Source organism: Saccharopolyspora indica (assembly GCF_027853965.1).
Classification (GTDB): domain Bacteria; phylum Actinomycetota; class Actinomycetes; order Mycobacteriales; family Pseudonocardiaceae; genus Saccharopolyspora; species Saccharopolyspora indica.
Genome location: NZ_JAQGLB010000001.1, coordinates 742979 through 761426 on the forward strand (window position 1 = coordinate 742979; position 18448 = coordinate 761426).

The window sequence follows — 18448 nt, forward strand, 5'->3', positions numbered from 1 at the left end:
ATGATCGTGGTCGGTGGGCTGCTGCTGGTGGCCGGTGTGGTCGTGGCGGTGGTGCTCGGCGGTGACGCGGCGGGCGGCTGGCTGCTTCCGGTCGGGTTGATCGCAGCTGGGCTGGGCATGCTCATCGCCGGTGCCGCGGCCGCGGTGCGGCGACGCGTCCCGCTGCTGGCGGCGGTCCGCGCGCATCGAGCGACGCCGGTGGGCAGTCCGGTTCGCCGGGCGCGGGCGGTGCCGGGGATGCTCGCGGCGACCGCCCGGGGCCGCAATCCGGTTCTCCCGCGCTACCAGCTGCTGCTGTGGCTGATCGCGGTCGGCTACGTGGTCTCGCCGATCGACTTCATCCCCGAATTCCTGCCGCTGCTGGGCATCGGCGACGACATCGGCGTGGGCGCCTGGCTGCTGACCAGCCTGTACGCCGAGTCGGGCAACTACATCGCGGCGCAGCAGCAGCGCGAAGTGGAATCGGAGTAGTCGTCAGGTCGTGCTCGGCTCGCTCTCCGCGGGAGCGCTGCGACGGCCGAACAGCCCGTGGTCGACGGACCAGCGACCGCCGTTGAACCCCAGGGCCAGGGCGGCCACCCCGATGGCCAGCGGCAGTTCGAAGCCTTCCGGCGAGAACAGCCCGTGGGGCAGGTGCACGAAGAGCACGGCGCCCGCCATGTTGATGGCGATCAGGATCCCGGCCAGCGGCAGCAGGAACCCGAGGATCAGCAGGGCGCCGCCCACCAGCTCCACCAGAGCGGCGAACCAGGCGGAGACCTGCGGCAGCGGGATGTTCATCTGGGCGAAGCCGTCGGCGACGGCGCCGATTCCGTAGTCGACCATCTTCTGCCAGCCGTGCGCGATCAGGATGATGCCGATGCCGAGCCGCCCGATGAAGGCGAAGAAATCGCGTACCACGTGCATGACGGGCCTCCTGTCCTGCCGCCGACCTCGCGCGGTGAGGTGCGCGCCCACCAGTCTGGTGGCTGCACCGGCCGCGGTCATCTCGGAGCGCTCGCGGCCCGTCAGTTCAGGAAGAACCCGAGGAATTCGTCGGTGAACACCGGATCCAGGTGGGGGCTCAACGCCGCGTAGAGCTCGAGGGGCACCTCGGGGAGCAGGTTGAAGTCCTCGTCGTGGGTGTCCGGCTCACGCGCTGCCTCCCACCGCATCACCGCGGTGATGGCGCCGAAGAACGCGCCGAGGTCGGGTGCGAGCGGGGTGTTGCGGTGCTGCACGCTCCCGAACACCGGGCAGGCCTGGTCGGCGGTGTCGGCGACGACGGCGTCGCCGTTGACGTCCCCGAAGACGATCCAGGACTCCTGCCACGCCGGGTTCGGCTGCGGCTGCCCGTTCGTCCAGGTCGTGGACCAGCCGTCCTGCACCTTCGCGAGCTCGTGGTGCGAGAAGAGCTGGAGACCGAGCAAACCGCCGATCACCGGAGCGTCTTCGAGCTCGACGGCGGCCAAGTAGTCGCCGAGCAGGCCAGGCGGCAGCCCGGGCACGTCCGCGGCGTTCGCGCGCAGAGCGATCCTGCCCAGATTCGCGTCGTTCCGCCCGAAGGCGTCGGTGAACTGGCGCAGCGTCGGAACGAGATCCACTTCCGGCATTCTGCCCCAACGCCGATCGGGGCCGGGCCCGGTGCCCGGCCCCCGATCGCGGGATCAGCCCTTGAGCAGCGCGCGGCCCATCACCATGCGCTGGACCTGGTTGGTGCCCTCGTAGATCTGGGTGATCTTGGCGTCGCGCATCATCCGCTCGACCGGGAAGTCGCGGGTGTAACCGGCGCCGCCGAAGAGCTGCACCGCGTCGGTGGTGACCTCCATGGCCACGTCGGAGGCGAAGCACTTCGCCGCCGCCGAGATGAAGCCGAGGTTCGGTTCACCGCGCTCGGCGCGCGCCGCCGCCAGGTAGACCAGGTTCCGGGCGGCCTCGACCTTCATCGCCATGTCGGCGAGCATGAACTGCACGCCCTGGAAGTCGGCGATCGCCTTGCCGAACTGCTTGCGCTCCTTGACGTAGGCCAGCGCGGCGTCCAGCGCGCCCTGCGCGATGCCCACGGCCTGCGCGCCGATGGTCGGGCGGGTGTGGTCCAAGGTGCGCAGCGCGGTCTTGAAGCCGGTCCCGGGCTCACCGATGATCCGGTCGGCCGGGATGGTGCAGTCCTCGAAGTACAGCTCCGCGGTCGGCGAGCCCTTGATGCCGAGCTTCTTCTCCTTCGGACCCACCACGAAGCCCGGGTCGTCGGCGTGCACCACGAACGCGCTGATGCCGTTGGCGCGCTTGTCCGCGTCGGTCACCGCCATCACGGTGTACCACTTGGACTCGCCGCCGTTGGTGATCCAGCACTTGCTGCCGTTGAGCACCCAGTGCTCGCCGTCGAGCCGGGCCCGGGTCTTCATCGCGGCGGCGTCGGAGCCCGCCTCCCGCTCGGACAGCGCGTAGGAGGCCATCGCCTCGCCCGAGGCGATCGAGGGCAGGACCTGCTTCTTGAGCTCCTCGGAACCGGACAGCAGGATCGGCATGGTGCCGAGCTTGTTCACCGCCGGGATCAGCGAGGACGAGCCGCAGACGCGCGCGACCTCCTCGATCACGATGCAGGTGGCCACCGAGTCCGCGCCCTGGCCGTCGTAGGCCTCCGGGATGTGCACCGCGGCGAACCCGGACTTGACCAGCGCATCGCGCGCCTCGCGGGGGAAGCGCTCCTGCTCGTCGACCTCGGCCGCGTGCGGGGCGATCTCCTTCTCGGAGAGATCGCGGACCGCCTCGCGCAGCGCGTCGTGCTCCTCGGCCAGCTGGTAGGTGCCGAAATCGGGGTTCACCGGGTGCCTCCTCGTTCCCGCCGCCGTGCCCGGTGGGGGTGAGTCCGTCGCGGGTCCGCGCAGGTTCGCGGACGTTGCTTGCGATCGCCATCGTAACGGCACTGAGTGCCACGAGCAACGCGGTCCGGTGCTATATTCCGGCCATGTCCCAGGCAGCGGCTCCAGCGCCGAAACCCCGTTCCGGCCGAACCGAGCACGGTCGGCGGCGGGTGCGCAGCGCACTGGCGCTGGCCGCGCTCGAACTGTTCGCCGAGCAGGGCTTCGAGGCGACCACAGTGGACCAGATCGCCGATGCCGCCGGTGTCGGCCGCCGGACGTTCTTCCGCTACTTCCGCTCCAAGGAGGACGTCGTCTTCCCCGGCCACGACGAGCGCCTGGCCGAGGTGGTCGAGCGGCTCGCCGGTGCCGACCCCGCGGCGGATCCGCTGCTGGTGCTCGGATCCACCGCGGAAGTGGTGCTGGAGATGTACCTGGCCGAACCGGAGGTCTCGCTCAAGCGGTTCGAGCTGACCCGCGAGGTTCCGGCGCTGCGCGACAAGGAGATCGCCAGCATCGACCGCTACCAGCGCGTGTTCGCCCGCTACCTGCGGGAGCGCTTCGCGGGGGAGCCCGGCGGGGACCTGCGGGCCGCGGTGGCGGCCGCGGCGGTGGTCGCCGCGCACAACCACGTGCTCCGGCAGTGGCTGAAGAGCGGGGGAGCGCTGGACGCCAAGCGGTCGCTGCGCGAGGCGGTCGAGCACGTCGCCGAGGCGCTGGCCGACCGGCGGTCCGCGGTGGAGCAGGTCGGCGAGGGGGAGAACGTGGTGGTGGGCGTCGTGCGCACCACGGCACCGACGGGCGTGGTGCTCAAGCAGCTCGAAGACGCGCTCCGCGAGCTCCGCTGATTCAACGGCACTCAGTGCCCATGCTTACGAAGCGCCGTGCACGTCAGTAGTGTCGATTGCTTCAGTGGTAACTGAATTTAACCGGTACCGAACAACTGCGGACCGCCTCGCGGAATGGATGTCGGATCATCGACCTACGGTGGCGGCCGTGACGTTCGAGGCTGACGAGATCCGCACGGATCGACTGCTCCTGCGGCGGGTTCGCGGCGACGACCTGCCCGCCGCGGTGGAGATCCTGTCCGACCCGGAGACCAACCGGTTCAACCCCTCCGGCGCGCCCTCGGCGGCGGAGGCGGGGGAGATGCTGGCGAAGTGGCAAGCCGATTGGGAGCGCGACGGCATCGGGTACTGGGCGGTGACGCTGCCGGAGTCCGGCGCGGTGATCGGGTTCGGCGGTCTGCGGTTCCACTTCGCGGGCGAGGAACCGGTGCTCAACCTGTTCTACCGCTTCAGCCCTGATCACTGGGGGAGGGGATACGCCCCGGAGATGGCCCGGGCAGCGATCGACCTGGCCGACCGGGGGTGCACCGACCGGCCGGTGGTGATCATGACCGACCTGCCCAACGAACCGTCCCAGCGCGTCGCGCGCAAGCTCGGCTTCGCCGTCACGGGCGAGCTCCAGTTCTCGGACGGTCCGATGCTGGTGTGGCGGCGCTGATCAGCAGCGGATGCCGGCCTCCAGCAGCCGGGGGCGCACCACGGCCCAGTCCGGTTCGAGGACTTCGGGCCCGCGGTCGCCGACGCCGACGTCCTTGAACCCGCTGGAAGTCGCCACGCACACCACGGGTCCGTCGAACTCCTCGCGCACCTGCCGGAACCCGGCGAGCCCGGCGGCCGAGGACAGCTCGTACCAGAGCCCGCAGCGGGCCAGGTCCCGCTGGGCGAGCGCCATCTCGGCATCGTCCACCAGGAGCGCCCGCCCGGCGCTCTCCTCGATCGCCACCGTCGCCCGGTACCCGCTCACGGCGGAGCTGATGGCGTAGGCGTCGGTCGGGGCCACCTCCACCGAGGTGGCCGGGAGGCCCTCGGCGATGGCGCGCGCCAGCGGTCCACCAGCTGCGGGTTCGCAGGAGAACGCGCGGGGCGTCGTCCCGGCGAGGCCCAGCCGCACGAGTTCGGCGAACCCCTTCCAGACGCCGAAGAGCAGCTCGCCGTACCCGGTCGGGACGAACAGCGCCGCCGGGACGCCGAGCTCGGCGAAGATCTCGTAGGCGATCGTCTTGTAGCCCTCGGGCCCGAAGGCGTGCCCGGTGTGGGTCGTGGTGACGTTGCTGACCGGGTGGAAGCCGGTTTCGGCGGTGATCCGGCGCAGCAGCGGCCATCGCGCGGCGGTCGGCACCGCCAGCACGACGGCACCGTAGGACCGGAGGAACGAGCTGACGGCGGGCGGCATCTCCGCGGAGGCCAGCACGATGCAGCGCAGACCGGCCCGGGCGGCGTAAGCGGCCGCGGAAGCGCCGTGGTTGCCGGAGGAGGCGACCACGACGCCGGGTGCGCCGACGCCCGCCGCGGCGCTCACCGCGACCCGGTTGAGCCGGTCCTTGTGGCTCCACGTCGGATTCCGCGACTCGTCCTTGACGAACACCCCGTGCCCGGGCAGCTCGATCAGCGGTGTGCCGCCTTCGCCGAGCCCCGGCGCGCGCAGCGGCGGCAGCAGGGGAGCCCACCGCTCCAGCCCGGGGCCGGGCGGCTGCTGGAACAGCCCGGCGGGCACCCGGTCGTAGTCGTAGTCGACCTCGACGGGGTAGGAGGTGGTGTCGGTGCTGGTCGTCGGGCAGCCGCTGGTCAGCGGCGGCCACAGCGGGTAGCGGACTCCGGGGTCGCCGAGCGAGCGCTGGCCGGTGGCCAGCGAATCATCGTTCACCACACCACCGGACCCTAGTCCAGGGAGCTGACGGCGCGGACGCGTTCGATCACCGGGGCGAAGGCGTCCATGTAGGGCCCGTGCACCGCGTAGTAGGTGAAGCCGTAGCGCTCGTGGTTGCGCAGGACCTGCTCGGCCATCTGCTCGACCGTGCCGATGAACGCGAACGGCGTCTCCAGCAGTTCGTCGGCGGTCATCATCGGACCGGTCCTGGCCAGGAACTCCTCGGCGGCGGCGCGGCGGTCGTCGGTGATCACCACGGTTTGCGTCAGGGCCTGCCACTGCACCTGGCCGGCGCGCTCGCCGGCGTGCTCGCGGGCGAACCGGATCCGTTCGTCGGTCTCGGCGGCGGTGCCGACGCGCAGCGTGCCGGGCGGTTGCCCGGGTACCTGGAAGGCGCCCGCGATGCCGATGATGTCCGCGCTGGCCGCGGCGATCCGCAGGATCCGGTCACCGGTGCCGCCGACGATCAGCGGTGGCCCGTACCCGCCGAAGCCGGTGCGCTGGACCGGGCGCAGCACGGAAACGCCGTAGTGCTCGCGGAGCGCGGCCTGCTGGGCGTATCCGTCGGCGGCGAAGAGCTCGGTCAGCTCGGCGATCAGCGCTTCGAGCCGGTCCGCGCGGCCGCCGAAGGGCTCCCACTCGATGCCGGCTTCGTCGAACTCCCACTTCATGTGCCCCGCACCGAGCCCGACCTCCAGCCGGCCGCCGCTGAGCAGGTCGGTGGTGGCGATGTCGCGGGCGAGCAGCGCGGGATTCCAGAAGGGCGCGTTGAGCACCAGGGTGCCGACGCGGAGCCGTTCGGTGGCCTGGGCCGCGGCGACGAGGGTGGGGAAGGGGGAGGCCATGCCGAGGTGGTCGGCGGCGAACACGGTGTCGTACCCGTACCGCTCGGCTCGGCGGCAGGTCGCGGCGAAGTCCTCGGCGGATCCCAGCTCGAAGACGTTGTACGCGAAGCGGAATTCAGGCATGGCGCTACGGTGCCGCAAGCCGTCGATCACGACCACCGGCTGCTGGCCGAACATGAATTTTTATTTCGTCTTTCATTTCAGTGTTGATCGAAATAAAGCATCAGAGCGACAACCGGCAGAACACCGCAACGACGAGGAGATCAAGCCGGGTTGTTCGTGCCCATGCCTCGCCACAGCAGGTCGATGAGCTTCTCGGTGGGAGCGCGCCAGTCGCTGCTCGGGTCGAGGAAGAACAGCCCGCCCAGCCCGCGGATGAGGGTCTCGGGTTCGAGGTCGGGGCGCACGGTTCCGGCCTGGATGTTGGCCTCCAGCAGGGTGGTGACCGCGCCGGCCATGGCTTCGTGGGCCTTCGCCAGCATCTCGCCGTGCGAGGAGGCAGCGGCGCCGAGCGCCTTGGCCAGGCCTCGTTTGGTCATCATGTAGCGGACCAGGTGATCGGCCGTCCAGGCGCGGAAGGCCACCTCGGGGGAGTGCTGTGCGAGCAGTTCCGGCACGACGTCGACGAGGTGCTGCAGTTCGCGCTGGTAGACGGCGATGACGAGCGCTTCCGGGTTGGGGAAGTGCCGGTACACCGTGCCCACGCCCACGCCGGCCTGCTTGGCGATGGCGTTGAACGAGATCTCGCCGGAGCCCGCCAGCGCGGTGGCGGCCGCGGTGAGGATGCGCTCGTGGTTGCGGCGGGTGTCCGCGCGCCGGGGGCTGACCGAGCCCGTCGTCATCGTCCCTCCCGGATTGCCGCGGTCTCCGGCGCTGAATGTAGTGCACGACCCGGCCGGGCTCCGGCAAGCTTCGGGTGAGGTGTTTGCCTACCGGATAAATATCCGCTAGCTTCGGTTCCGAAGCCGGGCGGTTTCCGGTCCGGCTCCGCTCTTCGCGTTCTCTCCCACCACGACCAACCCACGCCGCCGCGGACGTCCTGCGGGCGGTCCGCGGGAAAGGGAACCAGTGGACATCTCCATCGACATCAACGGCACGACCGAGCGGCTCAGCGTCGATCCCGGGGTGACGCTCCTGGATGCGCTCCGCGAGCAGCTCGACGTGACAGGCCCGAAGAAGGGTTGCGACCGGGGGCAGTGCGGTGCGTGCACAGTGCACGTCGGGGGCAAGCCCGTGCTCTCGTGCCTCACCCTCGCAGCGACCGTCAAGGAGCCGGTCACCACCGTGGAAGGCCTGGCCGAGGACGGCAGGCTGCACCCGGTCCAGCAGGCGTTCGTCGACCAGGACGCCCTGCAGTGCGGGTTCTGCACCTCCGGGCAGATCATGTCGGCCGTCGCGGCGGTCGAGCAGGACGTCGACGACGTCCGCGAGTTCATGTCCGGCAACCTCTGCCGCTGTTCGGCCTACCCGAACATCGTCGCGGCGATCGACCAGGCGAGGCGGTCCGATGCGTCCCTTTGATCTGACGGCACCCGCGACGGTCGAGGCCGCGCTGGCCGAGCCGGGCGCGTTCCTGGCGGGCGGGACCACGCTCGTCGACCTGATGAAGCTCAACGTCCTGACCCCGCAGCAGGTCGTGGACATCAACGAGCTGCCGCTGCGCGGCATCGACACCACCGATGGGCTGCGCATCGGCGCGCTGGAGCGGATGAGCGACGTCGCGGCGCACCCCGACGTGCCGCCGGTGATCTCCCGGGCGCTGCTGTTGAGCGCGTCCCAGCAGTTGCGCAACATGGCCAGCATCGGCGGGAACCTGATGCAGCGCACGCGGTGCTCGTACTTCCGCGATGTCGCGATGCCGTGCAACCGCCGGGAGCCCGGGAGCGGGTGTCCGGCGGTGTCGGGCGCGAACCGGATGCACGCCGTGCTGGGCACCAGCGATTCGTGCGTGGCGACGCATGCCAGCGATCTGGCCGTGGCGCTGGTCGCGCTCGATGCGGAGGTGCGGCTGGTCGGCGCTGACGGCGACCGTGCCGTGCGGTTGGCCGATTTCTACCGGCAGCCGGGGGATTCGCCGGAGGTGGAGACGGTGCTGCGACCTGGTGAGCTGATCAGCGAGGTCGTGGTGCCGCGGCTGGACTGGGCGTCGCGCTCGACCTACGTCAAGGTGCGGGACCGGCAGTCCTACGAGTTCGCGCTGTGCTCGGCCGCGGTGGCGCTGGACGTGCGGGATTCGCGCGTGGTCGATGCCCGGGTCGCGGTGGGTGGTGTGGCGTCGGTGCCGTGGCGGTTGCCCGCGGTGGAGGACGCGCTGCGCGGGAAGCCGGTGGCTGAGGAGTCCTTCGTGGACGCGGCGTCGCTGGCTGCTGACGGGGCGCGGCCGTTGTCCGGGAACGGCTTCAAGGTGCCGCTGCTGGAGCGGACCGTCGTCCGCGCTCTGCTCGAACTGACCGAAGGGAGCAGGCTGTGACCAGTCGGCTTGATGGCCCGCTGAAAGTCACCGGGCAGGCCAAGTACGGGGCCGATCACAACTTCCCGGGCATGGCCTACGGGTATCTCGTGCTGAGCACCATCGCGCACGGTGAGATCGAGACCGTGGACGTCACGGCGGCCAAGGGTGCTCCGGGTGTTCTCGGGGTGTACACGCCGTTCGACCGGCTGGAGCTGAGCACGGCTCAGTCCCCGCTGTTCGGCGAGACCTGGGTTCCGCTGCAGGACCGGGAGGTGGCCTACTACGGCCAGCCGATCGGGTTCGTGGTGGCCGAGACGTTCGAGCAGGCGCGGGATGCGGCGATGCTGGTGGAGGTCGGCTACCGCGCGCGGCCTGCGGTGACGTCGTTCGAGGACGGGCTGGCCACGGCCGAGGAGGCTCCGGGCACCGAGGATCTCGCGGTGCTGGCGGAGGGCGTGGAGTCCATCGAGGAGGCGCTGGCGGCCAGCAGCGTGGTGGTGGAGCAGACCTACCGCACGGCGACGCAGAACCACGCCGCGATGGAGCCGCACTCGGCGGTCGCGGTGTGGGATTCGGGTGTGCTGACCGTGTACAGCGGGAACCAGGCGTCCGATCTGCAGGCGACGGAGCTGGCCAGTGCGCTGGGCGTGGACATCGCGTCGGTGCGTGCGCTGAACCCGTTCGTGGGCGGTGCTTTCGGCGGCAAGGGGCGCACTTCGGCACCGGCGTTCCTCGCCGCTGCGGCGGCCAGGGTGCTGGGGCGGCCGGTCAAGGCGGCGCTGACCCGGGAGCAGGTGTTCACCGCGACGGCGGGCCGGGCGGCCACGGTGCAGAAGATCGCTCTCGGTGCGGCCGAGGACGGCACGTTGATCGCGGTGCGGCACGATTCGTGGTGCGCCACGGCCGCGGACCGCTCGTTCGTGGAGCCGACTTCGCACGGCACGTCGCGGGAGTGGTACGCGACGCCGAACTTGGCGCTGAGCCAGAAGATCGTGCCGTTGAACGTTCCGCCGACGACGTTCATGCGGGCGCCGGGGGAGGCGCCGGGGTCGTTCGCGCTGGAGAGCGCGCTCGACGAGCTGGCGGTGGCGCTGGGCATGGATCCGATCGAGCTGCGGCGGCGGAACAGCTCGATCGCGCCGCCGGGCAAGGACCTGCAGTGGTCGAGCAAGCACCTCGACGAGTGCTTCCAGATCGGCGCGCAGCGGTTCGGGTGGTCGCAGCGCTCGCCGCGCGGTCGCGAGGACGGGGACTGGCTGGTGGGCATGGGGGTGGCCACGGCGATGTTCCCGGCGTTGCGGTTCCCGGCGACCGTCGAGATCACCTTGCGGGAGGACGAGACCGCGGTGATCTCGACCAGCGGTGCGGATCCGGGCACCGGGCTGTTGACGGTGCTGGCGCTGGTGGGGGCGGAGTCGCTGGCTGTTCCGGTGGATCGGATCACGCCGCGGTTGGGTGATTCGACGTTCCCGTCGGGCGGTTTGTCGGGTGGTTCGACGGCGACGGCGAGCGCGGGTTCGGCGGTGATGGTCGCGGCTGTCGAGGTGATCGATGCGCTGCTGGCCCTGGCGTCGGCGCCGGAGGGGCCGCTGGCGGGGGCGGAGTTGTCCTACGAGGACGGTCGGGTGCTGGCCGAGGACGGCCGGTCGCTGAGCTTCGGCGAGGTGCTGCGGGCGGTGGGCCGCGAGTCGGTTTCGGCGACGGGTTCGTCGGCTCCGGGTGAGGAGTTGACGAAGCACTCGTTCAGCTCGTTCGGGGCGCAGTTCTGCGAGGTGCGCGTGCACAAGTGGACGTGTGAGACGCGGTTGTCGCGGATGCTCGGGGTGTTCGACTGCGGCCGGATCATCAACGAGACGGCGGCGCGCAGCCAGGCCTTGGGCGGGATGATCTGGGGTGTGTCGGCGGCGTTGCACGAGGCGCTGGAGTTCGAGGGCAGCGGGCGGCCGGCCAACGGTGATCTGGCCGGGTACTTGCTGCCGGTGAACGCCGACGTCCCGGAGGCGGATGTGGAGTTCGTGCGGTATCCGGACACCTTGCACAACCCGGTCGGGTCGAAGGGCTTGGGCGAGATCGGCACGGTCGGGGTGGCCGCGGCGGTGGCGAACGCGGTCTACAACGCCACGGGTGTGCGGGTGCGCCACATCCCGATCACCATCGAGGACCTGCTGGTGCGGTGAGGTCCTGGCGGGTACCGCCGCTGTCCGGCGGTGGTACCCGCGTCCGGTGGGTGCTGCGGGCCCGGCCGCAGCGCGTTTCAGGGGGACCGCCGGGAATCGGCTGTCCTGGCCGATCTGCTGCCAACCGACGACTGCGGGCGGGTCCCCGCATCGTCGAACGCGCCTTATGTCTCTTGCCGGGCTCCGGTGCCGGGGAAGAGGTGGCTTTCGACCATGTCGGCGAGTTCGCGGCCGTAGGGCCGGGGGTCGAAGTCGCGGTCGCGGGCGTGGCGCTCGGCAGCGGAGTCGATCGCGCCGCGGATGATCATGGCCATGACGTCGGGGTTGACGTCGTGCATCTGAGAACCGCCGCGTTCGCGGGCGAGCAGGCCCGCCAGGTCGAGAGGGAGCAGCTCCTGCGGCCAGCGTTCGGCGCTCTCGATGATCTCGCTGAGGCGCCGTCCGTCGGAGTGGCGGTAGGCGGTGCCGAGTTCGACGAGCGCGGCGATGTCCCGGGGGTTGTCGGCGATGAAGTCGATGTAGGCGCGGATGTAGGCGCGGATGCGTCCAGCCGCTGTGGTCTCGGCGCCGATGGCCTCGGCGACGACGTCGGCCAGGCGAGTGTTGACCTCGAGGACGACGTGGCCGACGAGGGCGTCCTTGTCGCGGAAGTAGTGCAGGATCGCGCCCTTGCTGGCCCCGATTCGCTCCCCGATGCGGATCAGCGAGGTCTGCGCCCAGCCCAGCTCGACGATGGTGTCGATCGCGCCGTGCAGGATCTGGGCACGTCGACCGCGTTCGGTGAAGGTCATTTCCTCGGGGGCTCGTTGCTTCCACATCGGCGTGAACTGGTCCTCTCGAAGACGGTCTCGGAGTGAGGGCGGGTACGACGGGCGAATTGTTTCCGACTCAACCATGTGATCACCGCGGAACCCGATCCGGCGAGTTCTGCGCGGCAGTTGCTGCCTGGACTGTGCGGCTGGACTCATTTCCGACCATCTGGTCTGATATCAGACTAGGTGGTCGTCGTGGGGTTCCGCGGTGGGCCAGGTGTCGGCGCGGCCGAGCGAGCGCCCGGCCGCGGCACGGGAGGTGGCTGCAGTGGGTGACGTGGTACGGACGGAGTCCGGCGCGGTGAGAGGGCGGTCGGAAGGCGGAGTGGCGGCCTTCCTGGGGATCCCGTACGCCGCCCCGCTGCACGGGGCGCTGCGGTTCCGGGCTCCGCTTCCCGCCCCTCGGTGGGACGGCGTGCGGGACGCGCGAGCGTTCGGGGTGTGGGTTCCGCAGCAGGGGATCCCACCCGCCGTGTCCGGACCTACCACCGGTGAGGTGCCCGAGGTGCGCGGTGCGGCGGGTCCGGACTGCCTGACGCTCAATATCTGGACACCGCGTTCCGGCGGCGGTGACGCGCTGCCGGTGCTGGTGTGGCTGCACGGCGGCGGGTTCATCGGTGGCTCGGCGAACACGCCCGGATTCGACGGTACGACTCTGGCCCGGAGCGGCGTGGTGCTCGTGTCGGTGAACTACCGGGTCGGCTACGAGGGCTTCGGCTGGGTCGAGGACGCTCCCTGGAATCGCGGGGTGCTCGATCAGCTCGCCGCGCTGCGGTGGGTGCAGGACAACATCGCCGCGTTCGGCGGCGACCCGGACCGCGTGACGGTGTTCGGCCAGTCCGCGGGCGCGACCTCGATCGTCACGCTCCTCGCCGGAGGCCGCGCGGACGGGGTGTTCCACCGGGGGATCGCGCAGAGCCCCGGCAACGTGTTCATCCCGCGCGAGGAAGCGCGCGCCATCTCCGGGATGATCACTGACGAGCTCGGTGTCCGCCCGACGGCCGAGACGCTCGCGACCGTCCCCGCCGAAGCGATCCACGCGGTGCAGTGGAACCCGGTGGCGGTGATGTCCGCGGATCCGAGCGCCTGGACCTACTCCAACAGTCCCTTCGGCGTGGTCCTCGACGGCGAGCTGCTCGGCGAGCTGCCGTGGACGGCGATGCGGCGCGGCGCCGGCCGTGCGATCGATCTGATCTGCGGCTGCACGGCCGCCGAGGCCCGCATGTTCACCGTGAACTCGGACCCGGCCGACGCTGATCCCGTCGGAACGGCCCGGGACGTGGGCCTGGACCCGGGCGCGGTGGACGACTACCGCCGCGCCCGTCCCGGCATCACCGACAGCGATCTGTCCACGTTGGTGCTCTCCGACGCGTTCTTCCGGCTGCCCGCGCAGTGGTGCGCCCGGGCCCACGCCGAGGCCGGGGGCCGCACCTTCCTGTACGAGTTCGCCTGGGTCGGTGACCCGGTGTTGGGCGCCTACCACGGGCTCGACCAGTCATTCGTGTTCGGTCTCCCGACCGGCCCGCTCGGCTGGGACCTCGGCGCTGGGCCGGGGGAGTTCGACGCGCTGTCCACGGCGATGCGTTCGGCCTGGACGCAGTTCGCCGCCACCGGGGATCCCGGCTGGCCGCGATACCGGCCCGAGGACCGGCTCGCCCAGATCTGGGACCTCCCGCCGACGGTCGAGGCGGACCCGACCGCCACCTCCGCCGCGATCTGGGAGCGACACCACCGCACGGCGACGGTCTACGAGTGAGCCGGACGCGCACGCGTACAGCGCGGTGTTCGTCTCCGCCCGGATCGCCGCGACCAGCCGGTCCGGCGTCGAGAACCTGGGCGCTTCGCACCCCGCCCGCACCGCTTCCTCCAACGCCGCATCGATCAGATCAGCCGGGTTGTGCCTCGTCGTGACCGCCCGGCGGGATCGCCTCTTCGGCGATCCCGCCGGGCCTTGCCCGAGTCGTACTTCACGCCCCCTTTCAGCGGTGGCGGTGGGCGGCGCGGGCGTGGGCCTGGGTGATCAGGTCGAGGGCCTGGGCCGCGGTTCGCGGTCCGGGGTTGAGGATCGAGATCCAGGACTGGGTCGCGTAGACGGGGTGGGGGAGGACTTCGTCGAGGGCGGTGTAGTCGAACTCGTCGTGGTGGGCGGGGTGCGCGGCGGGGCTGTGGCCGGTGAGCCGCTGGAATTCGGTGCGGCCGACGTTGATGTTGAGGCGGTAGACGCCGGGGCGGTCGAGGTCGGATTCGGCGTCGAAGGTGCCGTAGTCCTTGGTGACGATGGTGGCGAACGGGAACGGCCGGTCGGCGGGGTCGCGGCCGTCCGGGTCGTAGTGGAAGAAGGTGTCGCCCCAGGCGATTTCGGGGGCTCCGCTGGCCTCGTCGGCCGTTTCCGCTACGACGCCGGGCAGGCTGCTGGTGTGCTGGATGATGTCGGCTTCGGTCGGCCCAGTGCTCATGCCTTCAACTTTATCGTTGAACTGCTTTTTGAGACTTTTCCTGAGTCAGGCCGGTGATCGGGGAGAGAACTTTCAAATTGGGGTTCCGGTGGTCTGATCTTGCGCCAGGTGCCGGGTGAAGAACCGGGCTGCGGCGTCTCCCGCGTGCTGCGGGACGCCGGTGTGCCCGCCGGTGTTGGCGTGCAGCGTCTTCTCCGCGGAGCCGAAGGCGTCGAAGAGGTCCAGGGCCGACTGCCGGTCGTTGCCCTCGTCGTCCCACTGCAGCAGGACGTGCAGCGGAATGGTGACCTGCCGCGCCTCCTGGAACGTGGTGCGCGGCACGAAGCTCCCGGCGAACAGGACGGCCGCGGCGATGCGGGGCTCGGTCACCGCCAGCCGGACCCCGATGGAGATCACCCCTCCCGAGTACCCGACCGGACCGCTGATCTCGGGCAGCGGGAGGAGGGCGTCGAGGGCGGCCTGCCATTCCGGGACCGCCTCGTCGACCAGCGGGAGGATGAGCCGGTCCACGATCTCGTCGTCGACCGGTCCGCCGGCTTCCAGCGCCCGGCGCAGGTCGGCGCGGGCCTGCTCGGCGATGGCGGAGCGGGGCCGGCCACCGCTTCCGGGGAGTTCGATCGTGGCCGTGGCGAAGCCTTCGGCCGCGGAGTGCCGGGCCCGGGCCACCAGGCGGGGGTACATCCTGTGCAGTCCGCCGGGGTGGCCGAGCAGGACCAGCGGGGCCGGTGCGGATGTCGGTGTCCACAGGATGCCGGGGATCTCGCCGAGGGTGAATTCGCGTTCGAGGACGCCGTCGTCGAGGCGCTGCTCGGAGGTGAATCGCATGGTCGTGCCTTTCGGGAGTGCTCGAAGGCGCTCCCGGACGACCTATCGTCCGGCCGTGACCCCGGAGGGGAGCGCCCATGTCGATGCGTTCACGGGTACCACCTCCTCGTCGTCCGGCACGGCTTCCGGGAAAGTAGTAGCGGTCGTCGTGCTGCGGCAACAGGTTTTGCGATCGACTCCGCGGCCGGATGTCACGGAGTCGATCGCCGCGAGGCCGTGCGGTGGGGTGGGGGCTCAGTCGTAGCCGCGGATCAGGTGGCTCTCGTCGAGGTCGTCGAGTTCGGGCTCGGTGCGGTCCTGGGCGGGGAGGTGGAGCTCGTCGTGGTCCGGGACGAAGGAGTCGTAGCGCTGTTGAGCGGTGAGGGGGTCGGAAAGCGTCATGACCGGCTCCTTTCGGCGCGGAAGTGATTGCCCGATGGTGCTTCTCGGCGATCGAGATCGCATCGCGACCCGCTGAGGTGCTGATCGGAATCGCCCGGTCGAGCACTGTTGATCAGCACCGATATTGATCTCTGTGGCTTCAGTGTTGATCAAAATAAACACCACACCGGAACTCGCTTCAGTCAGGCACCCGAAAGATCGCCTCGACGGCGATCAGCTTCGCGGGGTGAGGCGGATTCCGCTGCGGTGGCCGAGGTAGCGGCCGTCCTCGACGACGGTGCGGCCGCGCTGGCAGACCCACGGGATGCCTGCGGGCTGCTGCATCGGGTCGGCGTAGTCGCCGCGGTCGCCGACGGTGCGGGGGTCGAAGGCGACCAGGTCGGCGATCTTGCCGGGGGCGATCTGGCCGCGGTCGGGGATGCCGAAGATCTGCGCGGGCAGCCCGGTCATCCGGTGCACGGCTTCGGGCAGGTCGAGGACTCGGCGGTCGCGGGTGTAGCGGCCGAGGACGCGGGGGAAGGTGCCGGTGAGGCGCGGGTGCGGTTTGCCGCCGGTGCCGGGTGGCAGGCCGTCGGAGCCGATCGCGGTGTGCGGGTCGGCCAGGGCGAGTTCGAGGTCGTCCTCGTGCATGCTGAAGTGGATCATCGCGGCGCGCAGGCGTTCGGTGACCAGGACGTCGATGAGCGCGTCGACGGGTTCGGCGCCGGTGGTCCCGGCGATCTCGGCGAGGGTGCGGCCTTCGTGGCGGTGGCTGGCGGTGGTGGCGATGAGGATGCGGTCCCAGCGGGTGGTGGCGTTGATCGTGGTGGCGAGCTCGTCGCGGCCTTTCGGGCTGGTCAGGCGGGCGAGGATGTCGTCGGGGTTGCCGGTGAGGTAGTGGGCGGGCAGCACGGCGGTGAGCATCGTGGAGGAAGCGGTGTAGGGGTAGACGTCCTGGTGGACCTGCTGGCCCCGGTGGCGGGCGCGGTCGAGTTCGTCGAGCGCGGCGCGCATGGTGCCCCAGTTGCGGGGGCCGGTGACCTTGAGGTGGGAGATGTGGGTCCGGCCGGCGACGGCGCCGATGCGCAGGGCTTCGCCGATGGATTCCAGCAGCGCGTCGCCTTCGTTGCGCATGTGCGTGACGTAGTGGCCGGTGCCGCCGAGGACGCCTGCCAGGTCGGTGAGCTCGTCGGTGGTGGCGAAGACGGCGGGCGGGTAGATCAGGCCGCTGGAGAGGCCGAACGCGCCTGCGGTCATGCCTTCGTCGAGCGCGTCGCGCATGGTGCGGCGGGCGTCGTCGTCGGGTGCCGCGTCGGTCATGCCGGTGGCGGCGATGCGGAGGGTGCCGTGGCCGACGAGCGGGCAGTGGTTGGTGACGTAGCCGGCGGCGTCGGTGGCGGCGAACAGGTCGTGGAAGCCGGTCCAGGTGATGTCCAGGGGTGGGAAGAGGCGTTGCAGGAAGGTGGTGAGGGTGTCGTGGTGGTCGTGGCTGCGCGGGGCGAGGCTGAATCCGCAGTTGCCGACGATCTCGGTGGTGATGCCCTGGTGGATCTTGGTGGTGTCGTGGGCGGGGAGCAGGGGTGCGTTGTCGGCGTGGGAGTGGACGTCGATGAAGCCGGGGGCGAGGACGAGGCCGGTGAGGTCGCGGCGGGGGATGTCGGGTGGGAGGGTGCCGGGGTTCTCGACGGCGGCGATGCGGTCGTCGTGGAGGAGGACTTCGGCGGGGCGCAGCGGGGTCGCGGTGCCGTCGGCGAGGTCGGCTCCGGTGAGCAGGAGTTCGGTTCGGGGCATGTGGTGGCCTCCGGGTGCGGTGGAATATCCGGTGTTGTGCGATGTTGTCGGTGGTAGTTGTCGATGTTGCGGGGTGTGCGGTGCACGGTGAGTACAAGGTTCCCGGTGGGAAGCTGGTCGTGGTCGATCTGGACGTGGTGGGCGGCCGGTTGTCCGGGGTGCGGGTGAGCGGTGATTTCTTCCTGGAGCCGGATGAGGCGCTGGAGGCGATCAACGGTGCGTTGGAGGGTGCGCCGGCGGATGCCGACGGGGAGGAGCTGGCCGCGCGGATCCACAGTGGACTTCCGGAGGGGGCGCGGTTGGTGGGCTTCGATGCGGCGGCGGTCGCGGTGGCGGTGCGGCGGGCGGTGTCGCGGGCGTCGGGGTGGACCGATCACGAGTGGTTGCTGGTGCACGACGGGCCGCAGACGCCGTTGATGCACATGGCGTTGGACCAGGTGCTGGCCGAGGAGGTGGGTGCGGGTCGGCGGTCGCCGACGTTGCGGTTCTGGGAGTGGGCGGCGCCGTCGGTGATCATCGGCAGTTTCCAGTCGGTGCGCAACGAGGTGGACCTGGAGGGTGCGCGGCGGCACGGGATCGAGGTGGTGCGGCGGATCACCGGTGGTGGGGCGATGTTCGTGGAGCCGGGCAACACGGTGACGTATTCGGTGTACGCGCCGGCGTCGTTGGTGGCGGGGATGAGTTTCGCGGAGTCGTACGCGTTCTTGGACGACTGGGTGCTGGGCGTGCTGCGGGAGCTGGGGTTGAACGTGTGGTACCAGCCGTTGAACGACATCGCCTCGGATGCGGGCAAGATCGGTGGGGCGGCGCAGAAGCGGTTGGCCTCGGGTGCGGTGCTGCACCACGTGACGATGTCCTACAGCATCGATGCGGACAAGATGGGTGAGGTGCTGCGGGTCGGCAAGGAGAAGTTGTCCGACAAGGGTGTTGCGAGTGCGAAGAAGCGGGTGGATCCGCTGGCGCGGCAGACGGGGTTGGCGCGCGAGGTGGTGATCGAGCGGTTGATCGCCGGGTTCCGGGACCGGTTCGGGTTGGTGGCGGGGCCGGTGACCGATGCCGAGCGCGCGCGGGCGCAGGAGTTGGTGGAGTCGAAGTTCGCGACTCGGGAGTGGTTGCTGCGGGTGCCGTGAGCGGTGTTCGCGGCTGGCCGGTGGTCGCCGCGTGGCTCGGCGACC

19 protein-coding genes are annotated in these 18448 nt (G+C 70.6%); 8 read left to right on the plus strand and 11 right to left on the minus strand.

Translation table 11 applies throughout. From position 1 onward, the window contains the following. On the plus strand, positions 1-471 hold the full coding sequence (locus tag OU416_RS03345; protein WP_270925290.1) for a YkvA family protein: 471 nt from the start codon (positions 1-3) through the stop codon (positions 469-471). A 3-nt stretch (positions 472-474) separates the two neighbouring features. Here OU416_RS03345 and OU416_RS03350 read toward each other — a convergent pair whose 3' ends face one another. The 3 genes from OU416_RS03350 to OU416_RS03360 all read right to left on the minus strand — a co-directional run bounded on the left by OU416_RS03350 (position 475) and on the right by OU416_RS03360 (position 2804). Then, complete coding sequence (locus OU416_RS03350; protein ID WP_270925291.1) at positions 475-906, minus strand: DoxX family protein; 432 nt, start codon at positions 904-906, stop codon at positions 475-477. 101 nt (positions 907-1007) lie between these two features. Then, on the minus strand, positions 1008-1583 hold the full coding sequence (locus tag OU416_RS03355) for a hypothetical protein (RefSeq protein WP_270925292.1): 576 nt from the start codon (positions 1581-1583) through the stop codon (positions 1008-1010). Between the two features lie 63 nt (positions 1584-1646). Beyond that, positions 1647-2804, minus strand: coding sequence for an acyl-CoA dehydrogenase (locus OU416_RS03360; protein ID WP_270925293.1), 1158 nt, complete (start codon positions 2802-2804; stop codon positions 1647-1649). Between the two features lie 143 nt (positions 2805-2947). Between OU416_RS03360 and OU416_RS03365 the strand changes: the two genes are divergently transcribed. Beyond that, positions 2948-3688, plus strand: a complete 741-nt coding sequence (locus tag OU416_RS03365; RefSeq protein WP_270925294.1) for a TetR family transcriptional regulator — start codon at positions 2948-2950, stop codon at positions 3686-3688. A 148-nt stretch (positions 3689-3836) separates the two neighbouring features. Continuing rightward, complete coding sequence (locus OU416_RS03370) at positions 3837-4346, plus strand: GNAT family N-acetyltransferase (protein WP_270925295.1); 510 nt, start codon at positions 3837-3839, stop codon at positions 4344-4346. On the opposite strand, the gene OU416_RS03375 is transcribed toward OU416_RS03370, so the two are convergent. The 3 genes from OU416_RS03375 to OU416_RS03385 all read right to left on the minus strand — a co-directional run bounded on the left by OU416_RS03375 (position 4347) and on the right by OU416_RS03385 (position 7242). Then, positions 4347-5552 carry a threonine synthase gene (locus OU416_RS03375; protein WP_270925296.1) on the minus strand — a complete coding sequence of 402 codons (1206 nt, stop codon included), beginning with the start codon at positions 5550-5552 and terminating at the stop codon, positions 4347-4349. 14 nt (positions 5553-5566) lie between these two features. Further along, a complete protein-coding gene (locus tag OU416_RS03380) occupies positions 5567-6523 on the minus strand; it encodes an LLM class F420-dependent oxidoreductase (RefSeq protein WP_270925297.1) in 957 nt (318 codons plus the stop codon). Between the two features lie 140 nt (positions 6524-6663). Further along, entirely contained in the window at positions 6664-7242 is a 579-nt protein-coding gene (locus OU416_RS03385) for a TetR/AcrR family transcriptional regulator (RefSeq protein WP_270925298.1), read from the minus strand. A gap of 226 nt (positions 7243-7468) precedes the next feature. Between OU416_RS03385 and OU416_RS03390 the strand changes: the two genes are divergently transcribed. Genes OU416_RS03390 through OU416_RS03400 form a run of 3 tightly spaced genes read left to right on the plus strand, consistent with a single transcriptional unit; the run spans position 7469 to position 11029 of the window. Further along, positions 7469-7921: a (2Fe-2S)-binding protein gene (locus tag OU416_RS03390; protein WP_270925299.1), complete on the plus strand. Its 453-nt coding sequence runs from the start codon at positions 7469-7471 to the stop codon at positions 7919-7921. Then, entirely contained in the window at positions 7908-8870 is a 963-nt protein-coding gene (locus tag OU416_RS03395) for an FAD binding domain-containing protein (RefSeq protein WP_270925300.1), read from the plus strand. The genes OU416_RS03390 and OU416_RS03395 overlap by 14 nt, the downstream gene beginning before the upstream one ends. Beyond that, positions 8867-11029, plus strand: coding sequence for a xanthine dehydrogenase family protein molybdopterin-binding subunit (locus OU416_RS03400; protein WP_270925301.1), 2163 nt, complete (start codon positions 8867-8869; stop codon positions 11027-11029). Before OU416_RS03395 ends, OU416_RS03400 begins: the two co-directional genes overlap by 4 nt. A 164-nt stretch (positions 11030-11193) precedes the next feature. Here OU416_RS03400 and OU416_RS03405 read toward each other — a convergent pair whose 3' ends face one another. Next, positions 11194-11820, minus strand: coding sequence for a TetR/AcrR family transcriptional regulator (locus OU416_RS03405; RefSeq protein ID WP_270925302.1), 627 nt, complete (start codon positions 11818-11820; stop codon positions 11194-11196). A gap of 289 nt (positions 11821-12109) precedes the next feature. On the opposite strand from OU416_RS03405, the gene OU416_RS03410 reads away from it, so the two are divergent. Continuing rightward, positions 12110-13597: a carboxylesterase/lipase family protein gene (locus tag OU416_RS03410; RefSeq protein WP_270925303.1), complete on the plus strand. Its 1488-nt coding sequence runs from the start codon at positions 12110-12112 to the stop codon at positions 13595-13597. 223 nt (positions 13598-13820) lie between these two features. On the opposite strand, the gene OU416_RS03415 is transcribed toward OU416_RS03410, so the two are convergent. The 4 genes from OU416_RS03415 to OU416_RS03430 all read right to left on the minus strand — a co-directional run bounded on the left by OU416_RS03415 (position 13821) and on the right by OU416_RS03430 (position 17273). Then, positions 13821-14297, minus strand: a complete 477-nt coding sequence (locus tag OU416_RS03415; protein WP_270925304.1) for a DUF6194 family protein — start codon at positions 14295-14297, stop codon at positions 13821-13823. A 72-nt stretch (positions 14298-14369) separates the two neighbouring features. Continuing rightward, positions 14370-15122 (minus strand): dienelactone hydrolase family protein, encoded by a 753-nt coding sequence (locus tag OU416_RS03420; protein ID WP_270925305.1) that lies wholly within the window; start codon positions 15120-15122, stop codon positions 14370-14372. Between the two features lie 234 nt (positions 15123-15356). After that, entirely contained in the window at positions 15357-15503 is a 147-nt protein-coding gene (locus OU416_RS03425) for a hypothetical protein (protein ID WP_270925306.1), read from the minus strand. Positions 15504-15716: 213 nt separating this feature from the next. Beyond that, a complete protein-coding gene (locus tag OU416_RS03430) occupies positions 15717-17273 on the minus strand; it encodes an N-acyl-D-amino-acid deacylase family protein (protein ID WP_270925307.1) in 1557 nt (518 codons plus the stop codon). 80 nt (positions 17274-17353) lie between these two features. Between OU416_RS03430 and OU416_RS03435 the strand changes: the two genes are divergently transcribed. Beyond that, a complete protein-coding gene (locus OU416_RS03435; protein ID WP_270925308.1) occupies positions 17354-18403 on the plus strand; it encodes a lipoate--protein ligase family protein in 1050 nt (349 codons plus the stop codon). The last annotated feature ends 45 nt before the right edge of the window (positions 18404-18448 follow it).

Bases quoted from the DNA above. Each gene is read 5' to 3' on its own strand.
- OU416_RS03365 (WP_270925294.1), top strand. From the start codon at position 2,948: ATGTCCCAGGCAGCGGCTCCAGCGCCGAAACCCCGTTCCGGCCGAACC.
- OU416_RS03430 (WP_270925307.1), bottom strand. From the start codon at position 17,273: ATGCCCCGAACCGAACTCCTGCTCACCGGAGCCGACCTCGCCGACGGC.
- OU416_RS03345 (WP_270925290.1), top strand. From the start codon at position 1: ATGATCGTGGTCGGTGGGCTGCTGCTGGTGGCCGGTGTGGTCGTGGCG.
- OU416_RS03415 (WP_270925304.1), bottom strand. From the start codon at position 14,297: ATGAGCACTGGGCCGACCGAAGCCGACATCATCCAGCACACCAGCAGC.
- OU416_RS03405 (WP_270925302.1), bottom strand. From the start codon at position 11,820: ATGACCTTCACCGAACGCGGTCGACGTGCCCAGATCCTGCACGGCGCG.
- OU416_RS03350 (WP_270925291.1), bottom strand. From the start codon at position 906: ATGCACGTGGTACGCGATTTCTTCGCCTTCATCGGGCGGCTCGGCATC.
- OU416_RS03425 (WP_270925306.1), bottom strand. From the start codon at position 15,503: ATGACGCTTTCCGACCCCCTCACCGCTCAACAGCGCTACGACTCCTTC.
- OU416_RS03385 (WP_270925298.1), bottom strand. From the start codon at position 7,242: ATGACGACGGGCTCGGTCAGCCCCCGGCGCGCGGACACCCGCCGCAAC.
- OU416_RS03380 (WP_270925297.1), bottom strand. From the start codon at position 6,523: ATGCCTGAATTCCGCTTCGCGTACAACGTCTTCGAGCTGGGATCCGCC.
- OU416_RS03395 (WP_270925300.1), top strand. From the start codon at position 7,908: ATGCGTCCCTTTGATCTGACGGCACCCGCGACGGTCGAGGCCGCGCTG.
- OU416_RS03420 (WP_270925305.1), bottom strand. From the start codon at position 15,122: ATGCGATTCACCTCCGAGCAGCGCCTCGACGACGGCGTCCTCGAACGC.